Source organism: Apibacter muscae, assembly GCF_007845595.1.
Classification (GTDB): Bacteria; Bacteroidota; Bacteroidia; order Flavobacteriales; family Weeksellaceae; genus Apibacter; species Apibacter muscae.
This window is the reverse complement of record NZ_SELI01000015.1, coordinates 371,837-389,209: the sequence shown is the minus strand read 5'-3', so window position 1 is coordinate 389,209 and position 17,373 is coordinate 371,837. Positions and strand designations below refer to the sequence as shown.

General features: G+C 29.3%; 21 protein-coding genes. 3 read left to right on the top strand and 18 right to left on the bottom strand.

Features of this window, described 5'->3' with window-relative positions; genetic code table 11:
- Positions 1-8: 8 nt before the first annotated feature.
- From ETU10_RS02865 to ETU10_RS02815, 11 genes are all read right to left on the bottom strand, one after another.
- Entirely contained in the window at positions 9-434 is a 426-nt protein-coding gene (locus ETU10_RS02865) for a hypothetical protein (RefSeq protein ID WP_146261675.1), read from the bottom strand.
- Positions 435-515: 81 nt separating this feature from the next.
- Positions 516-1,754 (bottom strand): type IX secretion system plug protein, encoded by a 1,239-nt coding sequence (locus ETU10_RS02860; RefSeq protein ID WP_146309732.1) that lies wholly within the window; start codon positions 1,752-1,754, stop codon positions 516-518.
- A gap of 16 nt (positions 1,755-1,770) precedes the next feature.
- Complete coding sequence (mtgA, locus tag ETU10_RS02855) at positions 1,771-2,439, bottom strand: monofunctional biosynthetic peptidoglycan transglycosylase (protein ID WP_146309729.1); 669 nt, start codon at positions 2,437-2,439, stop codon at positions 1,771-1,773.
- 24 nt (positions 2,440-2,463) lie between these two features.
- Positions 2,464-3,267, bottom strand: coding sequence for a methionine ABC transporter substrate-binding lipoprotein MetQ (metQ, locus tag ETU10_RS02850; RefSeq protein ID WP_146291955.1), 804 nt, complete (start codon positions 3,265-3,267; stop codon positions 2,464-2,466).
- Between the two features lie 23 nt (positions 3,268-3,290).
- Positions 3,291-3,941: a methionine ABC transporter permease MetI gene (gene metI, locus ETU10_RS02845; RefSeq protein WP_146261671.1), complete on the bottom strand. Its 651-nt coding sequence runs from the start codon at positions 3,939-3,941 to the stop codon at positions 3,291-3,293.
- Complete coding sequence (gene metN, locus ETU10_RS02840) at positions 3,934-4,965, bottom strand: methionine ABC transporter ATP-binding protein MetN (RefSeq protein WP_146309727.1); 1,032 nt, start codon at positions 4,963-4,965, stop codon at positions 3,934-3,936. The genes metI and metN overlap by 8 nt, the downstream gene beginning before the upstream one ends.
- A 211-nt stretch (positions 4,966-5,176) precedes the next feature.
- Entirely contained in the window at positions 5,177-6,370 is a 1,194-nt protein-coding gene (sucC, locus tag ETU10_RS02835) for an ADP-forming succinate--CoA ligase subunit beta (protein WP_146261669.1), read from the bottom strand.
- 143 nt (positions 6,371-6,513) lie between these two features.
- A complete protein-coding gene (locus tag ETU10_RS02830; protein ID WP_146309725.1) occupies positions 6,514-7,209 on the bottom strand; it encodes a tetratricopeptide repeat protein in 696 nt (231 codons plus the stop codon).
- A gap of 38 nt (positions 7,210-7,247) precedes the next feature.
- Positions 7,248-7,910, bottom strand: coding sequence for a leucyl/phenylalanyl-tRNA--protein transferase (aat, locus tag ETU10_RS02825; RefSeq protein WP_146309723.1), 663 nt, complete (start codon positions 7,908-7,910; stop codon positions 7,248-7,250).
- A 36-nt stretch (positions 7,911-7,946) separates the two neighbouring features.
- On the bottom strand, positions 7,947-8,333 hold the full coding sequence (locus ETU10_RS02820; RefSeq protein WP_146291945.1) for a DUF3127 domain-containing protein: 387 nt from the start codon (positions 8,331-8,333) through the stop codon (positions 7,947-7,949).
- A gap of 98 nt (positions 8,334-8,431) precedes the next feature.
- Entirely contained in the window at positions 8,432-9,268 is an 837-nt protein-coding gene (locus tag ETU10_RS02815; protein ID WP_146291943.1) for an OmpA/MotB family protein, read from the bottom strand.
- A 189-nt stretch (positions 9,269-9,457) separates the two neighbouring features.
- Between ETU10_RS02815 and ETU10_RS02810 the strand changes: the two genes are divergently transcribed.
- From ETU10_RS02810 to ETU10_RS02800, 3 genes are all read left to right on the top strand, one after another.
- Entirely contained in the window at positions 9,458-11,146 is a 1,689-nt protein-coding gene (locus tag ETU10_RS02810; RefSeq protein ID WP_146309721.1) for a hypothetical protein, read from the top strand.
- A gap of 105 nt (positions 11,147-11,251) precedes the next feature.
- Complete coding sequence (locus ETU10_RS02805) at positions 11,252-12,070, top strand: 2,3,4,5-tetrahydropyridine-2,6-dicarboxylate N-succinyltransferase (RefSeq protein WP_146291939.1); 819 nt, start codon at positions 11,252-11,254, stop codon at positions 12,068-12,070.
- Between the two features lie 6 nt (positions 12,071-12,076).
- Positions 12,077-13,156, top strand: coding sequence for a glycosyltransferase family 9 protein (locus tag ETU10_RS02800; protein WP_146309719.1), 1,080 nt, complete (start codon positions 12,077-12,079; stop codon positions 13,154-13,156).
- Here the strand turns inward: ETU10_RS02800 and ETU10_RS02795 are convergent.
- The 7 genes from ETU10_RS02795 to ETU10_RS02765 form a co-directional block, all read right to left on the bottom strand.
- On the bottom strand, positions 13,133-13,516 hold the full coding sequence (locus tag ETU10_RS02795) for a DUF423 domain-containing protein (RefSeq protein WP_146261661.1): 384 nt from the start codon (positions 13,514-13,516) through the stop codon (positions 13,133-13,135). The genes ETU10_RS02800 and ETU10_RS02795 overlap by 24 nt on opposite strands.
- A 12-nt stretch (positions 13,517-13,528) precedes the next feature.
- Positions 13,529-14,152, bottom strand: a complete 624-nt coding sequence (gene nth, locus ETU10_RS02790; protein ID WP_146261660.1) for an endonuclease III — start codon at positions 14,150-14,152, stop codon at positions 13,529-13,531.
- Between the two features lie 39 nt (positions 14,153-14,191).
- Positions 14,192-14,521, bottom strand: coding sequence for a HesB/IscA family protein (locus ETU10_RS02785; protein ID WP_146261659.1), 330 nt, complete (start codon positions 14,519-14,521; stop codon positions 14,192-14,194).
- Between the two features lie 116 nt (positions 14,522-14,637).
- A complete protein-coding gene (locus ETU10_RS02780; protein ID WP_146261658.1) occupies positions 14,638-15,057 on the bottom strand; it encodes an SH3 domain-containing protein in 420 nt (139 codons plus the stop codon).
- A 4-nt stretch (positions 15,058-15,061) separates the two neighbouring features.
- Positions 15,062-15,529, bottom strand: a complete 468-nt coding sequence (locus ETU10_RS02775) for a BON domain-containing protein (protein ID WP_146309717.1) — start codon at positions 15,527-15,529, stop codon at positions 15,062-15,064.
- 542 nt (positions 15,530-16,071) lie between these two features.
- A complete protein-coding gene (locus tag ETU10_RS02770) occupies positions 16,072-16,836 on the bottom strand; it encodes an alpha/beta fold hydrolase (protein WP_146309716.1) in 765 nt (254 codons plus the stop codon).
- 15 nt (positions 16,837-16,851) lie between these two features.
- Positions 16,852-17,373: a mechanosensitive ion channel family protein gene (locus ETU10_RS02765; RefSeq protein ID WP_146309714.1), complete on the bottom strand. Its 522-nt coding sequence runs from the start codon at positions 17,371-17,373 to the stop codon at positions 16,852-16,854.

Below are 17,373 nucleotides of genomic sequence, written 5' to 3'. Positions count from 1 at the left end.
AAGATTTTCTAAATAAATAAAGTATTCCAAAATGCTCTAGGAATCATTCCTATAACTAAAGCCAACGATATAGCTAACACTAAAACCATCCAAAATTTCATATCGTTTATTTTTTTAATTTTAGTGTTTACAATGGTTATCAATATTGCTACGATAATCATAGTTAATGGATGTTCCATGTAGTTTCTTCTAAGGAATGCATTTTTCATATCAAAAGAAACTTGTGATGTGCTAAAATAAGTAATTAAAAGGACAATTCCTATTAATACTTGTGTATGTGTTAGGATTAAAGCTAATGTTGAAACTTTTCTTACTTGTCCAGAGATTACCCTTCCTTGTATGTAATAAATAAAAGCGACTACTGTAAGTAAAAATATAAATACTAAAGTGGCCATTCCTACATAATGGTGTATGTCTTTAATAATTGGATACATAATTTTATTCTAATTTTTAATTGTTTATAGCAAAAGTATAAAACCTAATGTTATTTGAGGTTCTTTTGTTAATATTTATTCTTATTGTGTCATTCTCAATTCCCCGTAACCTATAAGTGCATCATAGGTTCCACCGAAAGGTGTGTAGTATGCCAGCCCTTGGTATAAGTTCATGGTTTGCCAAAATGAACCGGGAATTTCTCCTAAATCCATTTTTTGCGTATTTCTATCTACTGTTGCAATCGTGTAGTTATAGTAGCCTTGTTTTAAGAGTATTGTTTTGGCATAATATCCTTCTTCTTCATCATATTCCATTTTATTGGAATCTGTAAGTTGGTAATTGTTAAACATTCCTACCACATATAAATCTTTGTTTTCCAGAGGATTGGTTAAATTAACCGAAAAGGTAACAGGGGTATAATCTCCTTCGTAAGTTGCATTTCTTTCTTGATTCAAATCAAACCTTCTAAAATAATAAGCGCCATAAACATCAGGCTTATATACATAATCTGTTGGATATGGAATTACTGGGTACAACAATGTTTCATAAAAATTTGCTTGTCTGTTTACTTGGTAAACCCCATAACCTGGTACAGAGATGTTTTTTGTATCAAAACTGTAAAATTGATTCCCTCCTATAAAAGTATTATCTAATTGAGTGAATGTAAATGTATTTGCACTGGTAAATTGAGGTTTTATATTGGTTATAGCCGTATTCCAATTATTGTTTTGTAATAAGGTTAATGAAAATTGATTGACCATTATATTAGAGGTATTATTGACCAAAACCTCAGCCATTACTCGTTGATTGTATTCTTGGTTGCTGGAGGAAATATATCTTTCGTAATTTACCCCTACTGTAACTTGCGTTTCATAAAAGGCTATTTTTTTACTAAATATCGGTTTTTGATTTTGATCATAAACGGTGATTAAATAATTCCCCGAGATTTTAGGTTGCATATCAGTATTGGGAAACTCTATGGAATAATGGGTATAATTTTGTTGTGTATTGAATGATGATTTATAATTATAGATCTGAGACATTGGATAACCAATAATATATTCAGATTCAAAAAGATTATCATCTTCCCAATTTCTATCGTAATGCTTAATAGAATAATATAAGGTCTGATAATTTTGATCTAACATATCAAAGGAAAGTTGAAAAGTATCCCCCATTTTAAAAAAGGGAGTTTCATCATTGGTTTGATAATTAAATATTTGTATTCCATTTACTGATGGATTGTAGATTTTTTCAACAGCGTTTTGAGCAAAACACCATTGCGCTATCAAACAAAATATAATTGAATATTTGATCATTCTTTTAAGTTCCCTTTTAATTCTGTGTATATTTTAATTCTCCTCCAAGATTAGCCATTTGTCTAAGTATCCATTTTTTTCTTTTCTGGATGTAATTACCATTTATATTTTTCCCATACCTTCTAGGATTAGGCAATAACGCTGCCAAGGTCGCTGCTTCTGACTTAGTTAAGTTTTTTGCCGATTTATGAAAATATTTTTGGGAAGCTTCTTCAACTCCATATACACCCTCTCCAAACTCTGCAACGTTTAGATATACTTCCATAATTCTTTCCTTTCCCCATATAAATTCAATAAGACATGTAAAATATGCTTCTAACCCTTTTCTTATAAAATTTCTTCCGTTCCAAAGAAAAACGTTTTTTGCCGTTTGCTGACTAATGGTACTTCCTCCTCTTTTAGGTTCTCCTTCTTTTTCTAAAATTTTTTTTATTTCCTCAAAATCAAATCCGTTATGCTTTATAAAGTTTTGATCTTCACTTGAAACCACTGCAAGTTGAATTGTATTAGATATTTTTTCAATTGGTACCCACTTTTTTTTAATTGAACTTGCATTAAAAATATACCTTTCAATCATAAGTTCAGTAAATGGTACCGGTATCCATTTGTATACAATTACTACAATAATAGAGCTTACAAAAAACCCTATTATTATTCGCTTAACCCACTTTAAAAAAAATTTCATTTTATGAATTCGCTTAGCGAAATCTTACCAACCTTTTATAGCTCCTCCTTTAAATTCTTTTTTTGCTGTTTCTTCTACTTCATCGGATTGGTATGCTTGAACGAATTTTTTAACATTTTCTGCATCTTTATTATCTTCTCTTGAAACAATGATGTTCATATAAGGAGAATTTTTATCTTCCACAAAAATGCCATCCTCTAATGTTAATCCAGCTTTACCTGCGAATGTATTGTTAATTACAGCTATCGCTACTTCTTTATCATCTAATACTGTTGGAAGTTGTGGTCCATCAATATCTAAAATTTTTAATTTTTTTGGATTTGATACAATATCTGAAATTCCAGAAGTTAATGCATTTTCATCCTTTAATTTAATCAATCCTTGCTTTTGCAATAAAAGTAAAGCTCGCCCTCTGTTCGTAGCATCATTAGGAATTGCAATTGTACTGCCGTCTTTCAATTCATTTAAGGATTTTATTTTTTTGGAATATCCTGCCAAAGGATAAATAAAAGTATTTCCAACAGGAACTAAATTATATTTTCTTTGCTCTATTATATTGTCTAAGAATGGTTTGTGTTGAATGGCATTTGCATCTATATCTCCATCGTTAAGAGCTGTATTAGGTACTATATAGTCATTAAATTCTACCAACTCTACTTCCAATCCATACTTATCTTTTGCTACCTTTTGGGCTGCTTGGGCAACTACAAATTCTGGACCTGATTCTACACCTACTTTAATAAAATTAGGATTATTCTTTTTTTCTGTTTTACAAGAAATTGCTAATACTGCTACACTTAACAAAGCTAATATTGTTAATCTTTTCATTTTCTATGTTTTTATGTTTAATTCTATCTATGATCTACTTTTTTAGAAAGATAATCTCCTACAAATTGTATTATAAATACTAGTAAAACTAATAAAATTAATACAAAATTCATAATGGTTGTATCTTTATTCACATACCCGTCTTGATAACCTATTTTCCCTAAACCTCCTGCACCTACGGCTCCTCCCATAGCTGAATATCCGACTAAGGTAATTAGTATTATAGATGCTGAATTTATGAGCGAAGGCAATGCTTCTGGCAATAATACTTTTTTTATTATCTGCAAGGAATTGGCCCCCATGGACTTAGAAGCTTCAATCAATCCTTGAGGTACTTCCAATAAACTATTTTCAACCATTCGGGCGATAAATGGAGCTGCTCCTACACTTAAGGGTACTAGCGCTGCTGATACTCCTATGGAAGTACCTACAATCATACGTGTGAATGGAATCATCCAAACAATTAATATGATAAATGGAATTGCTCTGAAAATATTAACTAAAATGGAAATGATTTGGTTAAAAACTAAATTTTCTTTGATTTGCCCTTTTCTTGTAATAAATAACAATATTCCCAAGGGTAACCCTAAAAGAAAGCCAAAAAAGCCTGAAACAAAAGTCATAACTATGGTTTCCCAAGTACCTTCTGCTAGTTTAATTATTATATCATACATATCCTAAAAGTGTAACTTTTATATTTTTGTTTTTTAAATATTCCATAGCTAGTAATTCTTGTTCAGCATCGCCTATAAATTCTGTAAGCATAACTCCAAATTTTATTCCTCCGGCATAATCCATTTGCGCGCTTATAATATTGCTGTTTATATTAAATTTTCTTGCAATTTCTGAAAGTATGGGTTCATCTACGGAATTTCCCGTAATTTGAAGTTTCAATAGAGGATGCTTATTCAATTGTGGCTCTAAAACCAATCTCTTTTGATAATCAATAGGGATATCAATACGAAGAGAGGAAGAAATAAAACGTTGAGTGAGTTCCGTTTTTGGATGTGAAAAAATTTCTGAAACACTGCCTTTTTCTATTAGTTTGCCTTCATTAATCACGGCTATTTGATCGCAAATTTCTTTCACTACTTCCATTTCATGCGTAATAAGGAGTATGGTAATTCCTAATTCCTTATTTATATCTTTTAATAATGCTAAAATAGATTGGGTAGTTGTTGGATCTAAAGCGCTGGTAGCTTCATCTGAAAGTAATACCTGTGGATTGGTCGCTAAAGTTCTAGCTATAGCTACTCTTTGCTTTTGTCCTCCTGAAAGGCTTGCGGGATAATTGTGTATTTTGTCGGTTAGTCCAATCAAATCCACCAACTCTTGAACTCTCTTTTTTATTTCAGAGTTAGGAGTTTTCCTTAATTCTAATGGAAAAGCTATATTTTCAAATACGGTTCGTGATGATAACAAATTAAAATTTTGAAAAATCATACCTATATTTGTTCTAGCTTCAATTAGCTGAGAAGAATTTAATAACATTAAATTTTTACCGTCTACCCATACCTCTCCAGAGGTGGGTCTTTCCAATAAATTAACACAACGAATCAAAGTACTTTTCCCAGCTCCAGATTCACCTATTACTCCAACAATTTCTCCTTTTTTAACGGTAAGTGAAACTTCTGAAAGTGCAACATGTCTTTGTGATTTCTCTTGAAATATTTTTGTTATATTTTTTAATTCTATCATTTAATCAATTCTATAATTGACAATTTATAAAGTCTTTTTTAATAAATTAAATTGTGAAAATGCGTATAAAACCCAAAATTATAAGAATTAATTCAAATATAAGTTTTTAAGACTAAAAAAATGAGTTTTGCAACAAAACTCATTTTTTATTTAATTTAAAATTTTAATTCAAAAATTATTGTAATAAATTCTATATCTAAGAATTTTATATTTATGCTAAAGCTTTGGTAACTTCATTAGCCGCATCTTCTAAAGTAATGGCTGAAAATACTTTCAGTCCACTATCATCAATCATTTTTTTTGCAATTTCTGCATTAGTTCCTTGCAAACGTACTATTATAGGAACTTTTATACTATCTCCCATATTTTTATAAGCATCTAATATTCCTTGGGCTACTCTATCACATCTTACAATCCCTCCAAAAATATTTACTAAAATAGCTTTTACAGATTCATCTTTTAAAATAATTCTAAAAGCTTTTTCAACCCTTTCAGCATCTGCGGTACCACCTACATCTAAAAAGTTTGCAGGATTACCTCCAGAAAGCTTGATTATATCCATAGTTGCCATAGCCAATCCTGCTCCATTAACCATACAACCCACATTTCCATCTAATTTAACAAAATTTAGACCTGCTTCTCCAGCTTCAACTTCAGTTGGATCTTCCTCTCTAACATCTCTTAATTTTAAATAATCCGGATGTCTGAACAGAGAATTATCGTCTATACTAACTTTAGCATCTACGGCTGCTATCTTATTATCTGAAGTTTTTAAAACGGGATTAATTTCAAATAAGGTAGCATCACTTTCTATATATGCTTTATATAAAGAATCCACAAACTTCACCATATCTTTAAACGCCGCTCCGGATAAACCTAAATTAAAGGCTATTTTTCTAGCTTGAAAACTTTGCAACCCTACGGCTGGATCTATTTCTTCCGTAAATATCCTTTCGGGAGTTTTTTCAGCTACTGTTTCAATATCCATTCCTCCTTCTGTAGAATATACAATTATATTTTTTCCTTTTCCTCTATCCAATAAAACGGACATATAGAATTCTTCTACTTCGGTTTCTCCTGGATAATACATATCTTCCGCTATAAATACTTGATGAACTTTTTTTCCCTCTTTAGAAGTTTGGGGGGTTATTAAATTCATACCTATAATCTCAGAAGCTTTTTCTTTAACCTCGTCTAAAGATTTAGCCAATTTAACGCCTCCTCCTTTACCTCTTCCTCCTGCATGGATTTGCGCTTTCACTACCCACCAATTGGTTCCTGTTTTATCTGTCATTTCTTGAGCTGCTTTAAAAGCTTCATCTGCCGTTGTGGCTACGATTCCTCTTTGCACTCTAACTCCGAACGATGATAATATTTCTTTGCCTTGATATTCGTGTAAATTCATTTTTAGGTTTTTGCAGTTCTTATTTTATTGAATGTAATAATTACAAATATAATAAATTTAAGTAGACTTTATTTTTATTTTAAGAACACTAAAAAAGGGAAGAATTAAATGAATTCTTCCCTTTTTACTGTTATTAATAATATTTACTGTTTCCCCGTTGCATATTTTAATCTTTCAATATAAGCTTCAATTTCTCCGGATTGATCAACATCTGGGTATTTATCGTGTATAGATTGAAAAAACCCTAAAGCTTTCTCATTTAGATTTAATGACATTGCCAGTAAACCAGCCTTTTTCCCAAAATGATAAGCTGTAGCAGGAGTGCTACTTTCATTGGCTGCTTTTTCCATAAATTTAATTGCATCGTCTGTATTCTTAAGCTCTACATAAGAATCTGCTATTGCCCCGTATTTTACGGCTTTTAAATCTTTATCTTGAGAGTCAAATTTTAGAAATAAATCTAAAGCTTGTTGATAATTTCCTTTTTTAAACTCAATGGAACCTGCGTATAAATTTGCTAATTTTCCGGATTTTGTATTACTAAAATCTTCCGCTATATCTGAAAAACCTAAAATCCCACTAGATCCACCACCCAAAGCTTCTTTAGTTTTCCCTTCGTCATATAAGTTTTCGGCGTTAACCATTAAATCTGCGGCTTCTACATTTTTAGGAACAACTACATAATTATCATATATTACATAGCCTAAAATTGCTAAAATTAAAACTCCAAAGAAAATTCCAATGGGTTTAGCATATTTCTGTAAGAATTTTTCACTTTTACTTGCAGTGCTATTAAGAGTATCTAAGATCTCCTTAGTTTCATATTTTTCTTTTGACATAATACTTAGACGTATTTTAAGCAAACAAAACTAGTTATTTATTGCGTGAAATGCAAATTTTTAATTGTTTCAGAATTTAGATAATTGATAAACTTATTTCTAGGGATTTCCATTGCTCCTAGCTGTTCTAAGTAGGAGCTATAGACTTGACAATCTATAAACTTATATTTATTTGCATATTTGTTTACAAAATTAGTAAATCCGCATTTGGAAGCATTGCTTACGATGGAAAACATACTCTCTCCGCAAAATATATCGCCTAAATCAACTCCGTAAAATCCTCCTACTAATAAATTTTCTCTCCAAACTTCAAAACTCTTTGCTAAACCTTTTTGATTGAGTATAACGTATGCATCAATTATTTCATTAGTAATCCATGTTCCTGATTGCCCCTTTCTACTGGCTGAAGCACAATGATTAACTACTTTTTTAAAGCATTTATTTTCGGTAAATTGAAAATATTCTTGTTTTAATAATTTTTTTGTTGATTTAGATATTTTTAACTTATTTGGAAATAATACAAATCTAGGATCTGGAGACCACCATTGAATGATCTCATCCTTGTTATACCATGGAAAAATTCCAGATTTATAAGCTAACAACAATCTATCGGCAGATAAATCACCTCCTATAGCTAAGAGTCCATTTGAATTAGCATTTGAAACCTCAGGAAATTCTAGTTTATTTGTTAAAAAAATCATTAACTGTACATTTGAATTCTTAGATATTTATTCTATCTAAAAAGGCAAATCGTCGTCTTCATCTTCTTGAATCATAGCTGTTGGTGATGAAGGTGTTTCAGTATTTTGAAAAGAAGGTGGTACAGGTGAATTATAGTTGGATGGAGTTGTCATTAGCTTTTCCACTCTCCAACCTGTAATGCTATTGAAATATTTCGTTTCTCCTTGTGGGTTAACCCATTCTCTTCCTCTTAAATTAATTGATATTTTTACATCTTCACCTACAGAAAATGAATTAATTATATCGACTCTATCTCCCAATAATTCTACTAAAATATGCTGAGGATATTGCTCTTCTGTAGTAATAACTACTTCTCTTTTTCTAAAACCACTATCAAAAGTTTGAATCTCTGATATTAATTTAATTTTACCAACTATCTCCATGCTTGAACTATTTTTACTTTTTTTATTAAGTACAAAAATAAAAAAAAGCCTTAGAATGGAAGGCTTTTTTGTTGTTATATTTTAATTATAAAATTTGACTAATCAGCAATTTTTTGATTCATTAAATCCATAAACTGATCTAATTTTGGCAATATAATAATTTCGGTTCTTCTATTGATTGCCTTATTAGTAGGGGAGTCATTTGGAACTTTTGGCTGATACTCTCCATGGCCTCCTGCTAGCATTCTTGCTGGATCAACATCAAATTTAGTTTGTAATAATTTTACAACGGATGTTGCTCTCATTACACTCAAATCCCAATTATCTCTAATGCATGAAGTGGAACTTTTGAATTGGTCATTATCTGCAAATCCTTGTACTTGAACGTCATAATCTTTATAATCGTTAATTATTTTAGCTACTTTAGCTAAAACTACTTCTGCACTAGGAAGAACTTCATAACTTCCAGACTTATAAAGCATATTATCAGAAAGTGAAATAAATACTACTCCTTTTTGAACTTGAACATTTACATCGTTGTCATTTAAATTATCCAATGATCTTTTTAATTTATTTGATAATACTAAATTTAAAGAGTCATTTTTAGCTCTGGCTTCTGTTAGTTTTTTAATGTATGCATTTGATTCGTTGATCTGACCAATCAATTTATTAATATTTGCATTCCCAGACTTACCGGTAACCATACAATCGGCTAAATTTTGCTGTAAAGCATCGTTTTGTCTATTCACCAATTTTATTTGTTCTTCTAAGGCTTTATTTCTTTCTTGAAGTGTTGCGATTGTTCTATCTTTATCAACATTCCTTTCTAAACATGAAGCGTAATCAATTTTTGCTTGATCGTATTGTTTTTTACTTACACAAGACGTTGCAAAAGCACCTATGGTACATAATAATGCTATTTTAACAATTTTCATATCCCTTAAAAATTTTAATTTTTTAGTTGAACAAAAATAACACCAATTTATTTATAATCATAATTATTGTCTTTAAGTGAAAAATAATTTTTTATCTAAATTATAATTTAATAAATTTGTTTTTTACTCTAAAAAATTTAGAGTACTTAATCATTTTATGTTAAACAACAATACAATCAATTAAAATTTATGAAAAAAATTTATTTATTATTAATTCTTATTTCCTTTATAACTTATTCATCGTGCTCGGATGATCTAAATGATAGTGTTTCAATTCCTAGCGACTTACCTAGAGGAAAAGTAGTTAATCGAACAGGAAGTATTGATGGGGTTAATTATTCACTAAAGAACTTGGAAATAAATCCTAATTTGATTAAAATTAATTCTGAAAATGCAAAAATTCTTAGCTCTTCAGAAGAATTAAATCTTGGAACCATTCGTTTAGATGTTATTTCAACTGAAATTGGTAATCAATTAATTTCTGGCAATGTATTGTTTATTCAGACAGGGGATCATACTTATTTTAAAAGGATTACCTCAGTAATTCAAAATAATAATTCATTTACTATTGAAACAGTTAATGCTAATTTAGGGGATATTTTTGAAGATGGTACTTTGGATCTTTCAATGGACATAAAGGAATCAACTTCTGATCAACAATCCCTTCCCTTAGTTTCTGCAAAAAGTATAAATGATTTTGACCATAATTATTCTCTTTTTAATTTTGATTTTATAAAAGAGTTTACGCGTGATGGAATTACCTTGAATCCTAATACCTCTGTAAAATCAGCAGTTCATCTGTCTTTAAGTTTTAAAAAAAATCTTCCACTTCCTAAACAAATAGAGGTTTATTATGTGTTAAATTCAAATATTAGTCCTTATTTTTCATTTTTAGGAGGTATAAATAAAAAGGTAGCTTATAATTTGGCAGATAACATACCTGATAATATTTTGGAATTGATTAAAAAAGTTAGTATTGATATTAAAATTCCTACCAATGAATTTTTGGGGGAATTACCTGCTAAAGTAAGTATTAAAAGTATAAATATACCTACAGAAATTGAAGCAAATCTTGGAAAAAAGTCGCTCTTAGCTTATAATACATCTGGAAGTTTGAAGATTGGTTTTGCTTATTATAATAACGTTCCAGGAAAAACCAGCCATCCCATTTACGAAAATTCTATGCAATTTAAGGGAATCAACGATACAGAAATTATTGGTGAGATTGCATCTGATATGAGAGTTTCAATTACTCCTAAAATTGAATTGTTTGACACTAATCTTCTTGATGTTAGTGGAGATGTTGTTTTTGGAATAAATTCTTATAGTATTGGTAATGGTAGCACAACTCAAAGTTCTAATTTTTTATCAAACGGTAATTTCTATTCTTCTGCAACTTTTTATTTTAAAACTTTAGGTGTAACTGCTTATACCACTGAATTGTTTAAGGAAAATAAAGAACTTTGGAATTTGGGTAGTTTTAATAAATCCATGGAATTTTCTAATTTATCATTGGGTAAGGCTTCTACCTTTCCTTGCAGTGGACTTAATTCGTTTAGTATTAATGCTTCTTTAGATTATAAATATCCTATTTATGGGAAAAAATTAAGTGGAAAATTAGAAATGTCTTACGATGTTTATGCAGATAATGGTTCTTTTTTAGAAACTAAAAAAATTAGTATTAATCCCTCTAATATATCTTCCAATAATTTTAATTTTAGTTTGTGTATACCGTTTAGAAAAATTAATTTTTTCCAAACTGCTAAAACCAGTTATTTAAGAAATATAATTATTAAAGATGACAGAGGTTTTACTGCTAATGGTATTAAAAACCCAAAAACCGGCGAAATTTTATCAGAAATAAAGGTTTCTAGATAATGTTTATAAATTGAATTTAAAAGAGGATTAATATTTTAATCCTCTTTTTTAATTCAAGAACTTTCTTTTAATTTCATAAATTTGTATTTAATAAAAATTAGAAAGATGAAAAACTTACAACATACTATTGAAAGTATTTGGGATAACCGAGAATTACTATCAGAGGAAAATAATAAGAATTCTATTCTTGAAGTTATTGAATTGTTAGATTCAGGTGAATTAAGAGTGGCTGAACCGCTTGAAAATGGGGAATGGAAAGTGAATGAATGGGTAAAAAAGGCTGTTGTTTTATATTTCCCTATTCAGAAAATGCAAACTATTGAAGTTGGAATTTTTGAATATCACGACAAAATTCCTTTAAAGAAGGATTATGAATCTAAAGGAATTAGAGTGGTTCCTAATGCTGTTGCAAGAAAAGGGGCTTACATCTCTAGTGGGGTTATACTAATGCCTTCGTATGTTAATATTGGGGCTTATGTTGATGAGGGTACAATGGTCGATACTTGGGCAACGGTTGGAAGTTGTGCTCAAATAGGTAAAAACGTGCATTTAAGTGGTGGTGTAGGTATAGGAGGAGTTTTGGAACCTTTACAAGCAGCTCCTGTTATTATTGGAGATAATTGTTTTATTGGCTCTCGATGTATAATTGTAGAAGGGGTTCATGTTGGTAATGAGGCTGTTATTGGAGCCAATGTTACATTAACTGCTTCAACTAAAATTATTGATGTTTCTGGAGATAAACCAGTGGAATATAAAGGCTATGTACCTCCTCGTTCGGTAGTAATTCCAGGCTCAATTACAAAAAAATTCCCTGCAGGTGAATACAATGTAAATTGTGCTTTGATTATTGGACAAAGAAAAGAAAGCACTGATAAGAAAACATCTTTAAATGATGCTTTAAGAGATAATAATGTTTCTGTATAATCTGAAGTGAAAGTACTACTAATACAATACAATCATGCTGGGGATGTATTAATCTCCAGCGTGATTCCTAATAATTTAAAAAAAATCTATCCAGACATTAAAATAGATTTTTTATGTAATAAAGAATATATGGGAGTTCTTCAAAAAAACCCATCTATAGATAGAATTATAGCCATTGATAATAAGCACATTAAATCAGTTTTATCTTTATACAAGTATATGAAGCTTGTTCGAAGCGAGCGCTATGATTTTCTAATTGATTTATCACAAAACTTTAGTAGTATTTTTTTAACTTTTTTTTCAAAAGCACAAAAAAAATTAAGTTATAACACTCCAATTCTTAATAAATTTTATACTAATCGCTTAGTTAAAGTAAATAAGCTAAACACACAAACTTGTAATCTCTTAGAAAACCGTTTAGCTGTATTGGATCAATTTTTAAATGACCAATCGATATCTATAGATCCTGTAGCCAAAATATTTTTATCACAAGAAGAAATTCTGGAGGCTAAAACAACTATGTTGAATGCAGGAATAAAATTTACAAGACCTATCATAATGCTTGGTATTTTTGGGACTGAAAAGCATACTACATGGACCATTGGTAGCATGGCAAAACTAATTGATTTTATATGGAGTAACTATAGAGCAGATTTGTTATTGAATTATCTTCCTAACCAACATAAGGAATTGAATGAACTTCTATCCTTGCTAAATTCTAATACCAAAGTATTTGTGCAACCTGTTGGAAAATCCATTAGGGAATATGCTTCTCTAATGAAAAATTGTACTCTTTTTATTGGTAATAATAGTAGATTTTTAGCTATAACAAAAGCTTTACAAAAACCAACTTTTGGAATTTATGCTCCTTTTGTTTATAAACAAGATATTGCTTGTTATGAAAATCAATATTTTCATAAAAGTATACACTTAAGTGATATCCTTCCTCGACTTTATGAAAATTTTTATCCCAATGAGTTGAAGAAGGAATCTTCTAAGTTTTACTTGATGCTATCTTCTGAGTTTGTTATAATTAAAATAAAGCCTTTTTTAAAAAGTTACTTATCTACATTTAATAAAATATAGTAACAAACATGCCCATCCTAAAATCATAAAAAAGCCTCCAAGCGGAGTAATAGGGCCTAAAAATTTTAAATTCATTTTCCAGAAATCCGAAAATGATAAAAAATAAATACTAAAAGAGAATAAAAATGTTCCTATAATTAATCCCCAAGCTCCCCATTTTTCTAAACTTGTGCTAAAAGATAGAGATAAACCTATTATAAGTAATGCTAATGCATGATACATTTGATATTTTACTCCTGTTTCAAAACTTTCCAATTTATCAGGGGATAATATTTTTTTAAATGCATGAGCTCCAAAGGCTCCTAAAATTACAGAGGTTAGTCCATATAAAGTTCCAAAAATTAGTGTTACACTTTTCATATCTTTTATTATTTAATTTTCTATAAAATATTTTGTTATATAATCTTTTTCTAAGCTCCAACCTCTTGCTGGAGAATATTCTCTCCCATAATAAATGATTTGTAAATGCAAGTCGTTCCATAATTTTTTGGGAAATAATCGTTTAGCATCTTTTTCTGTTTCCTCTACGCTTTTACCTTTAGTGAATTTCCATAATTTCATTAATCGATGAATATGGGTATCTACAGGAAAAGCTGGATGACCAAACCCTTGACTCATTACTACTGAGGCCGTTTTATGACCAACTCCTGGCAATGACTCTAATTCCTCAAAACTTTCTGGAACTTCACCATTGTATTTTTCAACTAAAATATTTGAAAGCTTATATATGTTTTTAGATTTGGTATTTGATAGACCAATTTCTCTAATATATTCTTTGATTTCCCAATCTGGGATTTGTGCCATTTTAAATGCATCTGGAGCAACTTTAAATAGTTCTGGTGTTACTTCATTTACTTTTTTATCTGTTGTTTGAGCAGATAGTAAAACAGAAATTAATAAGGTAAATATATCTTTATGATTTAAAGGAGGTTCCGGATGGGGATATAATTTACCCAATTCCTTTATTAAATATTCTACCTTATCTTTTTGTTTCATATTTAGACAGCAAAAATGGGTATAAAAAAAAATTAAAATTTATACCGAGAAACTTTCTCCGCATCCACAGGTTCTTTGTGCATTGGGATTGTTAAAAACAAATCCTTTTCCATTTAAACCTCCAGAATATTCTAAAGTTGTTCCTATCAAATACAGAAAAGATTTTTTATCAACTAAAATTTTAATTCCTTTATCTTCAAATAACTTATCTTCTGGTTTTTGTTGATGATCGAAAGTTAGTTTATAAGAAAGTCCTGAACAACCGCCACTTTCTACACCTACTCGTACAAAATCTTTCAAATGATCAAAGTTATCTTCTTTCATTAACTCTATTATTTTTTTTTCCGCTTCTGGAGATACTTTTATCATATACTTTATTTTTTTAATGAGTTTTAATAAACAAATTTAAAAATTTTTAGTTTTAAAAAAATTAAGGTTGCTCCTTTATTGAAGCAACCTTAATTCTTAAAATATTTTTAGTTTTTCTAAACTTTTGTTAAATATTCTGTATTACAATAGCCTTCAATTCCTTCTGCTGAACGTATCAAATACCATTCCTCATTATATTTGCTTAAAAAAGTAACTATTGAATGATGGGCTGCTTTTCCCAATATGGGTTGATCAGTTCCCGGACCTTTTCTAATATTTAAATTTGAACTTTGAGTAGTTACTTTATACTCAGAAGAGGGTGCATCAGGAGAAACATTAATATTTAATACTAAGTCTCCGGATCTAAAATCTGGATCAATCTTATCATATTCTGCCCAAAGTTGATCTTTAATTTCTCCATTTGAAACTATTCCATCTATATAAAGGACTTGATCTTGTTCTCTTACTGCTAAATCATTTGTTCCTAATGAATTGGCAAGGTTTATTAAATCTGCGTATTTATCTTGTAATGCCATGATCTTATTTTAAGGTTAATTGATTTTCAACTTTTTTTGGCTTTAGAGAATTTACCGCTTGCAATAACTTAGGCAATTCCGTTTTTTTAAATTCTCCGGTTAGGGTAACAACTCCGTCATTGATAGTAGCTGTCACGCCTGGATAATTTTTTAATACTTGATCTACATTGGTTCTTAGTGTAGCATCTGCTGATATTTCTACAGACTTAACTGTTGCATTGTCAACAACACTTTTAACTCCTGGTATAGCATTAATTGCTTTTAAAGTTTCTTGCTTTGATTGATCATCTTTAAATTCTCCTGAAAGTGTCGCAACGCCTTTATTAACATCTATTGATATATTTTCCGGTAAGATATTGGAAATTTGAGTTTTAATATCTTGATCCTTTGGTCCTGATTTACATGAGATAGTCGTAGAGGCTAACATTCCAACAATAGCTAAGGATGCAAGTAATGTCTTAATTTTTTTCATAATTTAATATTACTGATTATACAATTTTTAATTATATATCAAATATTATTCCATTAATGATATATTGTTATAAAATTTAAATTTATTCTATCAATTTTTATCTAAAAAAATATATTTTTAATATTTTTTCAAATTTTGAATTGTTTTTAACTATTTAATTTTAAAAGACTTATCCGTATTATCACATCGATTAATAAGTATTTAATCAAAAATGTATGATTTTGCTAATCATTTTCAGATATAAAATATTTATTCCATATACATTTTAAATAATATAAACCTTATACGTACTATTTTACTTACTTAAAAAGTAATTTTTAATCTACTTTTTATATTATTAAAAAAAACTTAACTCATAATTTAGTTATCCTTAATTTAAATGAATTTTAGATTGATCTTGCTTCCCTAAAATTTATCTGAAAAAATTTTCTCAAAAATTACAGAAATAATTTTCCAGTTTTGCAATTTGAGATTCATGAATTAACTTAAAATAAGTTATTATTAATCAATAAGAATAATACTTAATTTATAATTTGATTAATTTAAAACTTAGTTTTCAACCAAGTTTCTATTATTTCTAAACTTTCATTGGGTGCCTCTAATGAGCCCATATGTCCCGTAGGTAATTCATAAAAACTTATATGATTTAATCCTTCTAAATTATTTTTTAAATCTATATTTTTTATAGCTTTATCGTACGTTCCCATCAAAATAAATACGGGTTTATGGAATTTTTTTATAATACTTGTTCTGTTTTTCCTTAACCGCATTCCTTTTAATGAAGCGGAGATACCTTTTAAAGTGGTCTCATTTGCCCAAGAAGTAGCTATTTCAATATAGATTTTAGATTTAATTGAATTACTATTAGCAAAAAGGTTAGGTATAGCAAGAGAAAAAAAATCTTTTGGATTTTTAATTGCTAACTCAGCAGCTCTTAATCTTTGTTCTTTTTTTTCCTCATTATCAGGTAGAGTAGTAGAGTAGAAAAGTCCTAAACCATCTATTTTACTTTTATACAAATCAGCCAATGCAAGTGCTACATATCCTCCCATCGAATGGCCTATTACTATAAAATTATCTATCTTTAAAAATTCTAGTACTTCATTGACTTTTTCTGCCATATATTCCATTGTATATACCTCTTCAGATAAATCAGAAGATTTGCCATGTCCAGGAAGATCAATGGTTATTACTCTGTAATTTTTAGAAAGTTTTTCTTGGAAGTGTTCCCACATTTTTAAATTCTCTAAAAATCCGTGTAATAAAACTATTGACTTTCCTTTTCCTTTATCTTTATAAAATAGCATTTATATTTTTTTTACTTATTCTTCTCTACTAATTGTATAGATTGCTTTTTGTAATATTAAATTATTGGGTATCATAATGGGTAAACCTTCTTTAGAAAGTAATATTACATAAAAGGCTTTTATATCTTCTACTTTTGCTTCTATGCCCATATCTTTATCTAAAATTTTTATGGTATCCCCAATTTTAAAAGGAGAAGCAAAATATATTATAAATCCTGCGGTAACATTACTAAGTATTGACCATTGTGCGAAAAAGGCTACCCCAACTATAGCGAAAAATGAAGCAAACGAAGCGAATAGCCATTGAGGGGTGACTCCCCATATGGTAATTAGTAGCACAAACCCTATAATGTTTATTAGTACGTTAAAGTATTTTATAATTATTTTAATTCTTATTTCCTTAATATTGGCATGCGCACTATATTTTTTTATTATACGATTTATAATAAATTTAATTAAAAAAATGACTACTAACGTAATTATTGTAGCAATAATTTGGGTATGATATTGATTAAAAAAACTGGTTATAAATTCCAT

Bases quoted from the DNA above. Each gene is read 5' to 3' on its own strand.
- ETU10_RS02785 (WP_146261659.1), bottom strand. From the start codon at position 14,521: ATGATAAAAGTATCTCCAGAAGCGGAAAAAAAAATAATAGAGTTAATG.
- ETU10_RS02780 (WP_146261658.1), bottom strand. From the start codon at position 15,057: ATGGCATTACAAGATAAATACGCAGATTTAATAAACCTTGCCAATTCA.
- ETU10_RS02860 (WP_146309732.1), bottom strand. From the start codon at position 1,754: ATGATCAAATATTCAATTATATTTTGTTTGATAGCGCAATGGTGTTTT.
- ETU10_RS02865 (WP_146261675.1), bottom strand. From the start codon at position 434: ATGTATCCAATTATTAAAGACATACACCATTATGTAGGAATGGCCACT.
- ETU10_RS02765 (WP_146309714.1), bottom strand. From the start codon at position 17,373: ATGGAATTTATAACCAGTTTTTTTAATCAATATCATACCCAAATTATT.
- mtgA (WP_146309729.1), bottom strand. From the start codon at position 2,439: ATGAAATTTTTTTTAAAGTGGGTTAAGCGAATAATAATAGGGTTTTTT.
- ETU10_RS02805 (WP_146291939.1), top strand. From the start codon at position 11,252: ATGAAAAACTTACAACATACTATTGAAAGTATTTGGGATAACCGAGAA.
- metN (WP_146309727.1), bottom strand. From the start codon at position 4,965: ATGATAGAATTAAAAAATATAACAAAAATATTTCAAGAGAAATCACAA.
- nth (WP_146261660.1), bottom strand. From the start codon at position 14,152: ATGAAACAAAAAGATAAGGTAGAATATTTAATAAAGGAATTGGGTAAA.
- aat (WP_146309723.1), bottom strand. From the start codon at position 7,910: ATGATTTTTTTAACAAATAAACTAGAATTTCCTGAGGTTTCAAATGCT.
- ETU10_RS02815 (WP_146291943.1), bottom strand. From the start codon at position 9,268: ATGAAAATTGTTAAAATAGCATTATTATGTACCATAGGTGCTTTTGCA.
- ETU10_RS02830 (WP_146309725.1), bottom strand. From the start codon at position 7,209: ATGTCAAAAGAAAAATATGAAACTAAGGAGATCTTAGATACTCTTAAT.
- ETU10_RS02770 (WP_146309716.1), bottom strand. From the start codon at position 16,836: ATGCTATTTTATAAAGATAAAGGAAAAGGAAAGTCAATAGTTTTATTA.
- metQ (WP_146291955.1), bottom strand. From the start codon at position 3,267: ATGAAAAGATTAACAATATTAGCTTTGTTAAGTGTAGCAGTATTAGCA.
- ETU10_RS02795 (WP_146261661.1), bottom strand. From the start codon at position 13,516: ATGAAAAGTGTAACACTAATTTTTGGAACTTTATATGGACTAACCTCT.
- ETU10_RS02810 (WP_146309721.1), top strand. From the start codon at position 9,458: ATGAAAAAAATTTATTTATTATTAATTCTTATTTCCTTTATAACTTAT.
- metI (WP_146261671.1), bottom strand. From the start codon at position 3,941: ATGTATGATATAATAATTAAACTAGCAGAAGGTACTTGGGAAACCATA.
- ETU10_RS02820 (WP_146291945.1), bottom strand. From the start codon at position 8,333: ATGGAGATAGTTGGTAAAATTAAATTAATATCAGAGATTCAAACTTTT.
- ETU10_RS02775 (WP_146309717.1), bottom strand. From the start codon at position 15,529: ATGAAAAAAATTAAGACATTACTTGCATCCTTAGCTATTGTTGGAATG.
- sucC (WP_146261669.1), bottom strand. From the start codon at position 6,370: ATGAATTTACACGAATATCAAGGCAAAGAAATATTATCATCGTTCGGA.